Annotated in this window: 13 protein-coding genes, 2 pseudogenes and 1 riboswitch; of the genes and pseudogenes, 9 read left to right on the top strand and 6 right to left on the bottom strand. The window is 45.5% G+C overall.

Going from position 1 to position 14136, the window contains the following annotated elements:
* Window positions 1-4: 4 nt before the first annotated feature.
* The gene (locus JV16_RS09970; RefSeq protein ID WP_042535613.1) at window positions 5-1486 is read right to left on the bottom strand and encodes a TIGR02677 family protein; all 1482 of its coding nucleotides are present in this window, start codon (window positions 1484-1486) and stop codon (window positions 5-7) included.
* A gap of 180 nt (window positions 1487-1666) precedes the next feature.
* On the opposite strand from JV16_RS09970, the gene JV16_RS09965 reads away from it, so the two are divergent.
* The gene (locus JV16_RS09965) at window positions 1667-2107 is read left to right on the top strand and encodes a coiled-coil protein (RefSeq protein ID WP_042535612.1); all 441 of its coding nucleotides are present in this window, start codon (window positions 1667-1669) and stop codon (window positions 2105-2107) included.
* 38 nt (window positions 2108-2145) lie between these two features.
* On the opposite strand, the gene gatB is transcribed toward JV16_RS09965, so the two are convergent.
* From gatB to gatC, 3 genes are read right to left on the bottom strand one after another with little or no spacing between them, the layout of a single operon-like run.
* Window positions 2146-3576, bottom strand: coding sequence for an Asp-tRNA(Asn)/Glu-tRNA(Gln) amidotransferase subunit GatB (gene gatB / locus JV16_RS09960; protein WP_042535609.1), 1431 nt, complete (start codon window positions 3574-3576; stop codon window positions 2146-2148).
* 14 nt (window positions 3577-3590) lie between these two features.
* On the bottom strand, window positions 3591-5048 hold the full coding sequence (gene gatA, locus JV16_RS09955) for an Asp-tRNA(Asn)/Glu-tRNA(Gln) amidotransferase subunit GatA (protein WP_042535607.1): 1458 nt from the start codon (window positions 5046-5048) through the stop codon (window positions 3591-3593).
* 12 nt (window positions 5049-5060) lie between these two features.
* Complete coding sequence (gene gatC, locus JV16_RS09950; protein WP_009360719.1) at window positions 5061-5351, bottom strand: Asp-tRNA(Asn)/Glu-tRNA(Gln) amidotransferase subunit GatC; 291 nt, start codon at window positions 5349-5351, stop codon at window positions 5061-5063.
* Between the two features lie 144 nt (window positions 5352-5495).
* Window positions 5496-5597, top strand: a riboswitch (purine riboswitch).
* Between the two features lie 22 nt (window positions 5598-5619).
* Between gatC and ade the strand changes: the two genes are divergently transcribed.
* Window positions 5620-7332 (top strand): adenine deaminase, encoded by a 1713-nt coding sequence (gene ade / locus JV16_RS09945; protein ID WP_042535604.1) that lies wholly within the window; start codon window positions 5620-5622, stop codon window positions 7330-7332.
* Window positions 7333-7401: 69 nt separating this feature from the next.
* Window positions 7402-7965, top strand: a complete 564-nt coding sequence (locus JV16_RS09940; RefSeq protein ID WP_042535601.1) for a hypothetical protein — start codon at window positions 7402-7404, stop codon at window positions 7963-7965.
* A 160-nt stretch (window positions 7966-8125) separates the two neighbouring features.
* Here the strand turns inward: JV16_RS09940 and JV16_RS15980 are convergent, their stop codons facing one another.
* A complete protein-coding gene (locus JV16_RS15980; protein ID WP_244463824.1) occupies window positions 8126-8644 on the bottom strand; it encodes a transposase in 519 nt (172 codons plus the stop codon).
* Window positions 8545-9456 (bottom strand): IS4 family transposase, encoded by a 912-nt coding sequence (locus JV16_RS09935; RefSeq protein WP_244463823.1) that lies wholly within the window; start codon window positions 9454-9456, stop codon window positions 8545-8547. The genes JV16_RS15980 and JV16_RS09935 overlap by 100 nt, the downstream gene beginning before the upstream one ends.
* A gap of 93 nt (window positions 9457-9549) precedes the next feature.
* On the opposite strand from JV16_RS09935, the pseudogene JV16_RS09930 reads away from it, so the two are divergent.
* The 6 genes and pseudogenes from JV16_RS09930 to JV16_RS09905 form a co-directional block, all read left to right on the top strand.
* Window positions 9550-10080 (top strand): annotated as a pseudogene (locus tag JV16_RS09930) (integrase core domain-containing protein); the annotation flags it as partial.
* Window positions 10073-10873: an ExeA family protein gene (locus tag JV16_RS09925; RefSeq protein ID WP_042535599.1), complete on the top strand. Its 801-nt coding sequence runs from the start codon at window positions 10073-10075 to the stop codon at window positions 10871-10873. The pseudogene JV16_RS09930 and the gene JV16_RS09925, both read left to right, overlap by 8 nt.
* Before the next feature lie 201 nt (window positions 10874-11074).
* Window positions 11075-11185, top strand: a complete 111-nt coding sequence (locus tag JV16_RS16155) for a transposase (protein ID WP_178378766.1) — start codon at window positions 11075-11077, stop codon at window positions 11183-11185.
* Between the two features lie 312 nt (window positions 11186-11497).
* Window positions 11498-11770, top strand: coding sequence for a hypothetical protein (locus JV16_RS09915; RefSeq protein ID WP_035018403.1), 273 nt, complete (start codon window positions 11498-11500; stop codon window positions 11768-11770).
* A 146-nt stretch (window positions 11771-11916) separates the two neighbouring features.
* A pseudogene (locus tag JV16_RS09910) lies at window positions 11917-12810 on the top strand (transposase); the annotation flags it as partial.
* A gap of 100 nt (window positions 12811-12910) precedes the next feature.
* On the top strand, window positions 12911-14136 hold a 1226-nt coding region (locus JV16_RS09905), incomplete at its 3' end, for an IS1634 family transposase (RefSeq protein WP_042535594.1).

Below are 14136 nucleotides of genomic sequence, written 5' to 3'. Positions count from 1 at the left end.
TCTCCTAATCTAGCAAATGGATTTCGTAATTCGGCATCATTAACATGCCATCTTCTGCTTCCAGTGTAATCGTTCCTTCACGTTGGACCACTTTCACTTTCCACCCGTTTTCCGTTTGGACAATCCTGTCTTCTCGCCCCATCGCTTTCGCAATCCAGCCGAGCAACGTTTTACGAATGTGTGGAGCAACGATCGGAAGCTCTTGAAGTACAATTTTCCCGTCGGTTATAAGCTGTGCGAGCGCTTCTTCTTCTTGTTGTTTCTCTGCTAAATAGGCGGTCATTGTTTCCTCTTTTTCTTTTCGCCTATCAATCATTGCTTCTGGCTTTTTCTTTTCCCGGTAATGGCGAACGCGCGGTTTGACGAGCCATTCTGTCGGCTGTTCCTCCCAAATATCGCGGTACATGTTTTCCGTCGCATCGTTTTCAGCGACGATGTGTTTCGTATGGAAACAGCCGAACACAACCGCGGACAGTTTATGCGCTTCTTCTACCGTTTCTAATGACGAGAACCATTTGGCTAAATGCAAGTAGTCTTTCTTTCGGCTGCGAAAATGATGATGGCGTTCTCCTAACCGCTGGACGACGCGCGTCATTCGTCGAATCGCTTCGTTCGTTTGCTTTTGTAAAAACGATAGCTCGCTTTCATGTCCGTTTCTCCCTAAAAACCATTCTTTTAAACTGCGCCATGTGTCTAGCTTCTCTTCCGTTAGCTGTTCACGTGAAAAAACGGCGCCTTCAAAACGGGGAATGGCGAGTTGGTAAGCAACTACTTCCTCAATAAACCGACGCACCCCGTCCTCTGGCAAATCTTCGAGCAGCTTTTCAATTTGCATCGATGTTTTTTGCAATGCGACGATAAAATCACGCAAATAGGCGGTAAACTGTTCTTTATACGCAAGAAACGAATCAGACATCATCCGTTCTTCCATGTTTTCTCCGTTCAAATAAGCGATGTAATCGGCAGAATTTTGGATGATTTTTTTAAAATAATCGAACGTTTCTTCCCACACTTGATTCATTTCTTCTCGTTTTTCCCCGAATCCATTGTCAATAATCGATTCCATCCGGACAAGCGAGGCATACAGGCGGTCAAACCGCGTTTTCTCGAGCGAACCGCCAAAAGTTTCCCCTAGTTGCTCAAGGGTACGAATCATTCGTTCGATTTCGACTGTATATGGGCTGCATTGATAGCGAAACCGTTTCTTTTTAAATTCCTCAATCGTCCGAATATGGCCCGTTTCTTGCCGCGCGATTAAGTTTTTCCATTTGACGAGCTGCTCTAAGTCTTGTTGCATCTCTTCTTCTGTATACGTTTGAAATTCATCGAACTGTTTTAGAAAAGCATATACTTCTTCCGGAAACAAATATTGCCGCATTCGCTCGTGCTGTGTATAAAAATAGCGCAAAATCGCACGGTATCGATACGCGTTGTCCACTACTAAATATTTCGCCTCTGTAATCGGCTTTAGCCATGACGTATCCATCTTTTGCTCCCCTTCTTCCATTCATCTACTATCATTGTAATCGATTCGCGAGCCGTTCTCTACTAAAACATCGTTTGGAAAATGTGATCATCTATAAGCAGCTTGCCTAAAAAATGAAAATGTTCGCTAGTCATCCGTTGTCGATTCGTGTAAAATGGAAACGAAAAGGAGGTGAATGACATGGTGGAACGGTTGCTTTACGAAATTCTTCACGAAGTAAAAGCAACACGAGAAAAAGTCGAATCGCTAGAAAAACGAGTGGAAGCAGTGGAGAAAAAGGTGGAATCCATTGAAAAAGAAGTATCTTCCTTACGCGAACAAGTTCAAGTACTAGACGAAAAAGTTCAAGCGCTAGACGAGAAAGTACAGCTACTTGACGAACGAACACTCGAAACGAAAGCGATTTGTGAAGCGATTCGTCACGGTCAAGAGGTGCTCGCCGCAAAATACGATGCACTCGCACTCGATGTCCACAACATGCAAGGAAACATCACCCGCTTAACCAACATACTAGAAGAGAAAGTACTCCCTGCCCTCACCGACCACGAATCGAGCATCCAAGTATTAAACAATCGTGTATTTAAAGTAGAAAGCACCTTGCAAAAGCTTGTTCATCTGTAAGAAAAGCGGCATTGTCCGATGGCAATGCCGCTTTTTCATTATCGTTTATTTATCTCTTCAAGCAATAGCTTATTCACAAGCGGTGGGTTTGCTTGTCCTTTTGTTGCTTTCATAATTTGACCGACTAAGAAGCCAATTGCACGGTCTTTTCCGTTTTTAAAGTCTTCAATCGATTGTGGATTCGCATCGAGCACTTCCAATACGATTTTGCGTAGCGTTGCTTCGTCAGAAATTTGCACAAGACCTTGTTGTTTGACGATTTGCTCTGGATCGCCACCTTTTTCCACAAGTTCTTTAAAGATTTTCTTCGCAATTTTTGACGAAATCGTGCCGTTTTGAATGAGTTTAATCATGCTTGCTAAGCTTTCTGGCGTTAAAGCAATGTCATGCAATTCTTTTTGTTCTGCGTTTAAATATGCAGATACTTCAACCATCAGCCAGTTCGATGCAAGCTTCGGATCCGCTCCATTCGCAACCGTTGCTTCGAAAAAGTCTGCCATTTCTTTTGTCAACGTTAATACTTTCGCATCGTACTCTGGCAAACCAAGTTCCTCAATGTACCGTTTTTTCCGTGCGTCAGGAAGCTCTGGAATCGACGCACGCACGCGTTCTTTCCATTCATCGTCAATATAAAGCATGACTAAATCTGGTTCTGGGAAGTAGCGATAGTCTTCTGAACCTTCTTTCGTGCGCATTAAAATCGTTGTTTTCGTCGCTTCATCGAAACGGCGCGTTTCTTGCTGGATGACGCCGCCAGACAACAAAATTTTCTCTTGGCGCTTCGCTTCGTACTCCAATCCTTGGCGAACGAAGTTAAACGAGTTCAAGTTTTTCAATTCCGTTTTTGTGCCAAACTTGTCTGAGCCGATTGGACGAAGGGAAATGTTCGCGTCACAACGAAGCGAACCTTCTTCCATTTTACAATCGGATACGCCTGTATATTGAATAATTGACTTTAATTTTTCTAAATACGCATACGCTTCCTCTGGCGAGCGAATGTCCGGTTCCGATACGATTTCAATAAGCGGTGTGCCTTGGCGGTTAAAGTCAACTAACGAATAACCGTCCCCTGTGTGTGTTAGTTTCCCTGCATCTTCTTCTAAATGAATGCGCGTAATGCCGATTTTTTTCTTTTTGCCGTTCACTTCAATTTCGATCCAGCCGTTTTGCCCAATCGGTTGGTCGTATTGTGAAATTTGATACGCTTTCGGGTTGTCCGGATAAAAGTAGTTTTTCCGATCAAATTTCGTTTCTGTCGCGATTTCGCAGTTTAATGCCATTGCTGCTTTCATTGCATATTCGACCGCTTGTTTGTTTAACACCGGAAGAACGCCTGGATACCCTAAGTCAATGACGCTCGTTTGTGTATTTGGGGGCGCTCCGAATGCGTTTGGGCTGCTTGAGAAAATTTTCGATTTCGTTTTCAGCTCAACGTGCACTTCAAGTCCGATGACAATTTCAAAATTCATCACTATTTCCCCCCTTACAACGTTGGTTTTTGTTTATGATAATCTGTTGCTTGTTCGAACGCATGTGCCACACGATAAATCGTGCTTTCATCAAAATGTTTGCCGATAATTTGCAGACCGACTGGCAAGCCGTTGACAAATCCGCACGGAATCGAAATGCCTGGAACGCCGGCAAGATTGACTGGAATCGTTAAAATATCGTTTGCGTACATCGTTAACGGGTCGCTCGTTTTTTCGCCAATTTTAAACGCTGGCGTTGGTGTTGTCGGCCCGATAATGACGTCATATTTTTCAAAGACATTTTCAAAGTCTTGTTTAATGAGCGTCCGCACTTTTTGAGCTTTTTTGTAATATGCATCATAATGGCCGGAGCTTAACGCGAACGTTCCAAGCATAATGCGGCGTTTCACTTCGTTGCCGAACCCTTCACTGCGCGTTTGTTTATACATGTCGATTAAGTTTTTCGCATTGTCTGTCCGATAGCCGTAACGAACACCGTCAAAGCGCGCGAGATTTGCCGATGCCTCAGAAGACGCTAACAAATAGTACGTCGCAAGCGCGTATTTCGAATGAGGAAGCGATACTTCTTCCCACGTCGCACCTAAGCCTTCTAATACTTTTAGGGCATCGAGCACCGACTGGCGCACTTCTTCTGATACCCCTTCGCCTAAATATTCTTTCGGAACGGCAATTTTTAACCCTTGGATGTCCCCTGTTAAGGCAGAAACGTAGTCAGGTACATCGACATTGGCAGAAGTAGAGTCCATCGGGTCTACACCAGAAATGACTTGTAGTAAATACGCGTTATCTTCCACGTTGCGCGTAATTGGGCCAATTTGGTCAAGCGAGGACGCAAACGCGACAAGTCCATAGCGCGATACGCGACCATATGTTGGCTTTAAACCGACGACGCCACAAAACGCGGCTGGTTGACGAATCGAACCACCTGTATCTGATCCGAGCGCAAATGGCACTTCTCCTGCCGCTACCGCTGCAGCTGACCCCCCGCTTGAGCCACCCGGTACACGTTCTAAATCCCATGGATTGCGCGTAAGTTGAAACCCAGAGTTTTCTGTTGACGATCCCATCGCAAACTCGTCCATATTTAATTTACCGATCGTTACTGCATCAGCTTGATGTAAACGCTCAACGACTGTTGCATCATAAATCGGATCGAAGTTGTATAAAATTTTGCTGGCACACGTTGTGCGAAGTCCTTTTGTCACAATATTATCTTTAATGCCGATTGGCATCCCGAAAAGTAAACCGAATTCCTTTTCTGTTGCAAGTTTCTCATCTAACTCTTTTGCTTTCGTGCGAGCTTGCTCTTCGTTTAACGTTAAAAACGCTTGTACTTTTTCGTCTACTTCATGAATACGTTTAAACGATTCATCTACTAAATCCGAAACGGAAATTTCTTTTTTATGTAATAAACTGTGCAATTCAGATACACGATAATCGAACAATGACATACTCTTCCCTCCTTACTCTAAAATGGCTGGCACACGGAATTGGCCGTCTTGATGGTCTGGTGCATTTTTCAATACGTCTTCTAGCGGAAGTCCAGCCGTCGGTACATCTTCACGCATCACATTTTTCATATTTAACACGTGCGACGTTGGCGGAACGTTTTCTGTATCTAGCTCGTTTAACTGCTCCGCAAACGTAATAATCGCATCTAATTGCTTCGCAAACATCGCTGCTTCTTCTTCTGTAATTGCTAAACGTGCTAAATGCGCCACATGCTTGACTTGCTCGATTGAAATTCGTGACATATGTTTCACCTCCGATATTATCGACCTTTCACAATACTATGATGATACCAAACTTTCGCGCAGTGAAGCAACATTTGCCATTCATTTTGCTCACGTAAAAAATCTCTCATTGACGAAAAAAAAAGTGTCAGTGTAGAATGAAAAAAATTTTCAAAAAAAACAACTCGTATAATTTCGGAAATATGGTCCGAAAGTTTCTACCAAACGACCGTAAATCGTTTGACTACGGGGATTGCTCCTCGTATCGAGTTGGAGAGGAGGAACATCAATGAAACAACTTGCTGTAGCTTCAAAAAAACAATTCGCCGATGCTGTCGTCAAAAACGGAAAAATTATCAACGTCTTTACACACGAAATCGTGCAAGCGGATATGGCGATTGCCGATGGGAAAATTGTCGGTATCGGTACATATGATGGGCACACCGTCATTGACGCCAAAGGGAAATACGTTTGCCCTGGGCTAATTGACGGACACGTCCACATTGAATCATCAATGGTTACACCGAGCGAATTTGCTCGCGTCGTCGTTCCACACGGCGTCACAACCGTCATTACCGATCCACACGAAATTGCGAACGTCGCGGGAACAAAAGGCATTGAATTTATGCTAAACGATTCGAACGACATTCCACTTGATGTATATGTAATGCTACCGTCGTGCGTACCCGCAACCGATTTTGAACACGCTGGTGCGACGCTTCATGCCGAACAGTTAGCACCGTTTTTTTCCCATCCGCGCGTACTTGGGCTTGCGGAAGTGATGGACTATCCGTCGCTTTTGCAAGGAAAACAACATATGCTCGCTAAACTGACCGCTGCGATGGAAGCAAATAAACTGATCGATGGCCATTTAGCTGGTCTTGATGAAACAGCCGTTAACGTGTACCGAAGCGCCAATGTTCATACCGATCACGAGTGTGTCACAGTAGACGAAGCGCTCGCTCGCGTGCGACGTGGCATGTACGTTTTAATTCGGGAAGGATCCGTCGCAAAAGATTTGCACAAACTACTTCCAGCAGTCAATACGTATAACGCGCGCCGCTTTTTATTTTGTACAGACGATAAACATATTGACGAACTTGTCACTGAAGGGAGCATCGATCATCATATTCGCCTAGCGATTCAAGCTGGTATGGAGCCGATAACAGCCATTCAAATGGCGACATTAAACGCCGCAGAATGTTATCGCCTATATACGAAAGGCGCGATCGCCCCTGGATACGATGCCGACTTTTTGCTTGTGGAAGATTTGCAGTCGTTTTCGATTACGCACGTCTATAAAAAAGGGGTACTCGTTGCGGAAAACGGACGAGTTACCTTTTCCGTAACGAAAGCAACTTCAATCGATCAAACGATTACACAATCGGTTCACGCTAAAAAGGTAACGAAAGAAGATGTGCAAATTCCGTTTACACGCGGAAATCAAGCAAATGTCATCCGAATTATCCCAAACCATCTGCATACAAAACGGCTCGTTACAGAAGTACCTGTTGCAAATGGGGTTTTTCAACCATCAACTGAACACGATTTACTAAAGCTCGTTGTCGTCGAGCGTCATCGCGGTCTCGGCGTCGGCGTTGGCATCGTCAACGGCTTTCAATTGAAAAAAGGAGCGATTGCCTCATCGATTGCCCACGACTCGCATAACATCATCGCGACCGGAACGAACGATGACGATATCATCGTTACGATTGAACATATAAGAAATATAAACGGTGGACTTGCTGTTGTCGAAAACGGACGCGTGTTGGCACACTTGCCACTTGAAATCGGTGGATTGATGACAGCAAAAAGTTACGAGCAGGTATTAGAACGGTTACGAACAATTCACAACGCCTTAACAGCGATTGGGGCAGCAACCGACTTTAACCCATTTATTACACTCGCCTTTTTAGCTTTGCCGGTCATTCCAGAACTCAAATTAACCGACCAAGGCTTATTTGACGTTTCATCGTTTCAATTTATTGATGTGGAGGTATAGAGGGATTTTTTATCCCTCTTTTTGTCGAATGATGTTATAATATGGTTGTATATAAAAGGAGGTGAGAACATGAGTGCACAAGTGTTGGAGAAAATTTTACTCGTCGTCACAGACATCCAAAAAGAGTTGCAGGACATTCGTGAAGAACAACGAGCCATTCGTGAAGAACAACGAGCCATTCGTGAAGAACAACGAGTCATTCGTGAGGAACAACGTGCCATCCGCGAAGAACAAATGGCTATTCGCGAAGAGCAGAAAACATTCCGCGAAGAAATAAACTCGTTACGGGAGGAAATGAATGCATTCCGCAAAGAGCAACAGTTCATTCGCGAAGAGCAACAAGCATTAAAAAATGGACAAAAAGAGCTTTACGATCTTATGAACGCTCTTCTCCATCGTCAGGAGGAAACTGACGCAAAGCTTGAAGCTTTAACGATGGACGTCCATCATATGCGCGGTGAGATGACAGCAATGAAGCAAGAAATCCACGCACTAAACGAAAAAATTGACTCCCACTATGAACAATTCAACGAGCGTCTTAACAACCTCCAACTTGACGTCGATTTCACCGTCCACAAAACAACGATGACTGAGCGAGAACTTTTCAAAATGAGAAATCGGTTGTTTTCATAGAGAGGGTATTTCCCCATACCCGTCAAGTTTAGTGGTTAGGCATTGCTGTATCCCATGCGCAATGTCTGTGATCATTAGCTGAAGAAAAAGAATACCACATGTTTTAGGCATGCCAAATAACCCTCTTGGAGAGGGTTATTTGGCGTTTTTATGAATCTAATCAATAAATACCCAATTTAACCAAGAGATCCGATGCCGTTTCTTTTCCTTTCCTTCGATCCTTTCTTCCATGTTTTCTCAATAGAAGGAGGAGAGAAGAAAGGCTGATTTCTTCCTTGGATAGGCGCAAAAGCAGTTGTTGCCAATAGGATTGGAGAACATCTAGTGCTTTCCGTTCGCTGATTTGAATCCCTTCTTTTTGTTGCCAATATGTTCGAGCTTGAAACAGAAAGGTTTGGGTCACCAAAATGGCAATCAACGTCCCATATAGATGGCATTCGAACCGTTCTTTCTTCATCTTTTTGACTTTCGCCAGATCAAAGACGGACTTCCACGCTTTAAACAACAGCTTAATTTGCCAACGCAAAGAATAAAGCTCATAAACCTGTTGCCCATCAAACGACTCTTGTGGTAAATTAGTCAGTAAGATGTGGTATTTCTTTTGTTCGAGGGTTTGGCGTGCCAGCGCCTTCCCTTTTCTTTTTTCTTTTTTCGCACATACGCCATCCGTTTTTGCCATTCTTCTTCCGTTAGACGTCGAAAAATCAAGCGTGGGATATACAAACGCTCATACCCGATGTATACATGTTCCATTTCTACGGCTTCCCCTTCCTCTAATTGATTCCCAAGAGATTCCCAATCCCATTCCTTCCACTGGCTATTCTCTTTGATATACACTTTCATATCGGAACGAAGCCGAGTAATATAATACGCTCCGTGGGCGTCGATCTCGGTTAGTGTGGCAACGGAGAAAAAACCTAAATCCCGAATACATAGGTCATCCGGCAAAATTGTGTGCTGGGCATGATAGGCAAAACGGGCGTCCGAGTCATTCGCCGATTGCACACATAGTTGAAGACAGGCACCAGACAACAAGTCATATTCAAACTGAATTTTCGCTCCTGATGAGACGGAACCTCGGTAGTCTTCCCCATAGTCGGCAGGAACCAAAAAACTGGTCGAGTCCAAAATCCGCAAGCGAGTAAAACACGTCCGGTGGGCTTGGATGGTGGACCAAAGCAATGGGCGTTGTCGCTTTGGGAGAAGGAAAAACACTTCACGCAAAAACGCTACGGCTCGCTCGGTAAACCGCTGATTCAACCCTTCACTAGACAGGGAACAATCATGGCGTAGTGTGAGAAACGTACATAATCGTTGAAGTGATTGTTGAGCCAGTGAGCCATCTCCCCATGCACAAAGAGTCAAAAATGCTTCTGCCGTTAATGCTCGTTTCCGTTGGATAAACCCCGTTTCTTGAGCCAGATGATTCAATGTCTCAGGCGAGAAAAGTTGACGGATGGTTTTCATCCATGCTTGCATTTGATTTTCCATAGAAAAAATCCTTTCTAACGAAGAGTATTCGCTAGAAAGGATACCATGTTTTCAGTGGTGTATAAAAGCTCAATTTCTTAACTTGATGGCTATGGGATTACACTCATCCACACCCAGCCGTATGACCCGCAAAGCAAGGGAAAAATCGAACGGTTCTTCCGCACGGTACAGACACGGTTTTATCCACTGTTGGAGCGGAATCCGCCGAAATCGCTTGACGAGTTGAACGAGCATTTTTGGAAGTGGCTTGAAGAGGAGTATCATCGAAAACCGCACGCCTCACTGGACGGAAAAACGCCGCATGAGGTGTTTCAATCGCAAGTGCATCTCGTGTCGTTCATCGAAGATGACGATTGGCTGGATGTGATTTTTCTGAAACGGGAGCACCGCAAGGTGAAAGCCGATGGCACGATCACCCTGAATAAACAGCTATACGAAGTGCCGCCTCAGTTCATTGGGCAATCAATTGAGCTCCGCTATGACGAACGAGGCGTCTATGTGTACGAAGATGGCAAACGGGTGGCGGAAGCCATTCGGGTGCGTTTGGAGGACAATGCCTATGTAAAGCGCCATCGGTCGCCGTTTGCGGCGGTTTCGGCGAAGGAGGGCGAACAGGATGTATAAAACGTTTTATTCCCTCTCGCGGGAGCCGTTTGCGAAAGAAACCGACCCGTCCGAGGCGTATCAAGGGGCGGCGTTTCAAGAAGCGTTGCGGGCGCTGGAGTACGTGAAGCGAACCCGGGGGATCGGGCTGTTGATCGGAGAGCCGGGGGCGGGCAAGACGTTCGTCCTTCGGGCGTGGAAGGAATCGTTGTCCCCTTCGTTGTATCATGTGGTCTACTTCCCGTTATCGACCGGAGGCGTGATGGATTTTTACCGTGGACTGGCCTTGGGATTAGGAGAGGAACCGAAGTACCGCAAGGTAGACCTCTTCCGCCAAATCCAGCAGGCGATCGAGCGTTTGTATCATGAACGACGGATTACGCCGGTGTTCATTTTGGACGAGATGCATTTCGCAAAGGATGCCTTTTTACAGGACATCGCCATCTTGTTCAACTTTGAGATGGATTCGACCAACCCATTTGTCTTGATGTTGGCCGGGCTGCCCCATTTACAGGGGAAGCTGCGACTCAATCAGCACCGCCCTCTCGATCAGCGGATCATCATGCGATACCGGATGGGGCCGCTGGAGAAGGAAGAGGTGGCGGGCTACATCGAGCATCGGATGAAACAGGCCGGGGCGAAGCATCCGATCTTCACTCCATCGGCGTTAGAGGCGATTGCCCTGCAGTCGCGGGGATGGTCTCGGGTGATCAACACGTTGGCCACGACGTGCCTGTTATACGGACATCAGCTGAAAAAGGACGTCATTGACGAAGAAGTGGTGCGCATGGCCGCAGAGGAAATGGGGTATTAGGACGAAAGGGGCCGAATCGGCCTCTTTTGTGCTTTCACTTTTCCATTTTCCATCGGTCCATCAGGCGCGCTGGAAATCTTCATCTGAAAGAGCGTGCAAACGTTCCGAAAGAATGTGCAAAATCCGGAACAATCCGCAAAAATTTTGCACATTATTTCAGAATCCATCTGAAATAATTTGAAAAAGTGATTCTGAAATAATGTGCTAATTTACAATAACGCTCGCATTCACCATGCCAACATGGTCAAGGAGTTTTTGCGGGAAGAAGGGCAGTGTTTTCACTTTCTTTCCCTTCCTCCCTATTCGCCATAGCTGAACCCGATCGAACACTTGTGGAAATATCCGGGATATACAGTGATTTCCAATGTGTTTCACAAGGATCGCAACGATATCATTCAAGCCATTACTCGGTTTGTCCACTACATCCACGAACGTCCGGAGGAAGTGCTGCAGCGCTTAGGGTGTGCAGGATGACTGAGAAGTTAACTCTTCATGTTGCATGTATATAGTTCTTCTCTTAGGGTTTTATGATAAGAAAAAACTCTTTAAAACTTTTCTCTTTTTTGTTAAAATTATATAAAATAGTTTGTTTAATCTAGTTTCTAGAAAAAGGTGAAAATGTAAATGAAGAAAATAATTCTTCCTGTAATTTTATTCGTCAATCTTGTTTTTATAGTGGGTTACCTCATAGATACTGGGTTCCCCTTCGGTTCTTTATGGCTGGTATGGCTACCCTTTTTCGTTGCTGGTATCATCCTGTCCATTATGTTTCTGGTTCGTTATAGAAAGGAATCCAATGCTAGCCTATTTTTATCGCTTGCTGTCTTGTTAAGTAGCCTTAGTTCTTTAGGTCTTTGGAGTTTTTATTATTATTTAGCTCGTGTTATGGGAGGATAAGAGCACGAAAAGAGGCTGTCCCAAAAGTGTTCGCATAGCGTTCGCTTTTCGGACACCCTTCTTTTTTTCGCAAAAAAAGAAGAAAACCGTTCCTTTTTTGGTATAATAGAGTCGCCACAACCCTACCAAGAAAGGACGGTTTTCTTATGTACATTTATTATAACCGAGATCAACTCATTTTGCCAATGGATCTTGAGATTTTCATCCCGGAACATCATCTTTGCCGGATCGTGGATCTAGCAGTGGAACAAATGGATCCGGCTCTGCTCGCTTCCCTCTATCCTGGCGGAGGCCGCCCAGGCTATCATCCAAAAATGATGTTGAAAGTCATCCTGTATGCCTACGCCAATCGGATCTACTCCTCTCGCCAAATCGCCAAGCAATTGAAAGAAAACATTTACTTTATGTGGCTATCCGGCCATCAAACACCAGATTTCCGCACGATCAACCGATTTCGGTCGGAACGGATGAAGGACGTCATTTACGAAACATTTTTCTCCATTGTCGATCTTCTGCGTCAAGAAGGGCTCGTCAAATTAGAGGATTACTTTCTGGATGGAACGAAAATCGAGGCCAACGCCAACCAATACACCTTCGTTTGGCGCAAATCAACGGAAAAGTACGATCAAAAGTTGGAGGAGAAATTCCGACAAATCGTTTCCTCGATCGAACAGGTGACGAAAGAAGATGAAGAGGCGGAGCAAGAAGGGGATTTTCAAGAAAAGCTGGAAGCTTCACCGATCACGTTCGAAAGGATCGAAGCCGTGATCGAACAAGTGGAGAAGCGTCTCAAGAAAGATCCGAAGAACCGCACGTTAAAGAAAGCGAAACGACAATTGGAACAAGATCTTCTTCCTCGTAAGAAAAAATATGAAGAATACAAAGAAAAGTTAGGCGAACGGAACAGTTTTTCGAAAACGGATCCGGATGCGACGTTTATGCGGATGAAGGACGACCATATGAAAAACGGCCAGCTCAAACCGGGGTATAATGTGCAGATCGGGATAGAGAACCAATTCATCACTGGATTTAGCGTGCATCTTACATTTCGCACCCTCTCGACAAAAATCGGGAGGATTTTTTTATCTTCATGTCGAATGGATCATTGAAACACAAGGAAAGCAAAGGAGTTTCTACGTCATGAGCGTTCAAATCCGTGCCATTTATGAAAGTTCCTATTTAAATATAATAAGCACCATTTTCAAGGATCTTGGTCTCCCTGCGTTGATCGACCGTCTTGTTCCTGTGAATCCTCAATGCCAAACCCGAACCAGCGATGTGGTCTGGCTGCTCACCTTGGATATTTTGAGTGGTCGGCAAGCACTCGTTCATGTGGAACGATGGGCGCACGACATCGATTTGCCTAAGCTGATCCGACCAGGGCTTTCCCCTTCCTGGTTCAACGACGATGCCATCGCGCGCCATCTGGATCGACTGTACGACGCCAATATCCACGCGGTTCTTTCGGCCTGTCTTGTGCAAATTTACAAGAAAGAAGGCATCCCTCTTCGGGTGTTCCATGCCGATACGACCGATGTATCGGTTTACGGTACGTATGAATCGGCATCGCTGGATGCCTTGCAGATTACGCATGGCTACAATCGGCATCATCGTTGGCAAAAGCAGATCGGATTTGGGCTGATTGGCAACGAGGATGGCATTCCGTTTTATGGCGATGTACACAACGGCAACCTGCCGGATAAGACGTGGAATCCCGAGGTGTTGTCCCGTGTACAGAAACAGATGAAGCAGGCAAAGATCGAAGAGGAATGGATTTATGTTGCCGATTCTGCCGCCATGACGAAAGACACACTGGCGCAAACAAAGGCCGCCAACGCCTTTTTGATCACAAGAGGTCCTTCTTCGCTTCGGATCGTCAAAACCGCGCTCGCCGAAGCCGATGCCCAAGACACGCCATGGAGCGCTCCGTTCTCCCTAGCGGAGAAAAACGGAGCCACCTACCGGGTGTGGGAAAAGACATCGACGTACGAAGGTCATTCGGTTCGGTTGATTGTCGTTGAATCCAGCGCGCTCGACCAACGAAAAGGAAAGACGCTCGAAAAAGAACGAAACCAAGAAGCAGAGCTTCTTCGGCAGAAACAAACCCAGTGGGAAAGCCGTCTGTTTTCGTGCCGGGAAGACGCCGAACAAGCCCTAGCGTCTCTAAAGGCGTCCCTTCGTCTTCGGTTTCATCGAGTCGAGGCGTCGGTCGAAGCGATCGTGCGCCCGAAGAAACGGCGCGGACGTCCGACAAAAGGGGCGAAACCGGACATGGAGACGCTGTATGCCCTTCGCTTGAACGTGGAATTCGACCAAGATGCGTGGGAACAGGCAAGACGGAAAGCGTCCCGGTTTGTCCTTGTCAC

It is taken from the genome of Anoxybacillus ayderensis (assembly GCF_000833605.1).
In the GTDB taxonomy this organism is placed as follows: Bacteria; Bacillota; Bacilli; order Bacillales; family Anoxybacillaceae; genus Anoxybacillus; species Anoxybacillus ayderensis.
The sequence above is the reverse complement of the archived record's forward strand: the minus strand, read 5'-3'. Positions and strand labels throughout refer to the sequence as shown.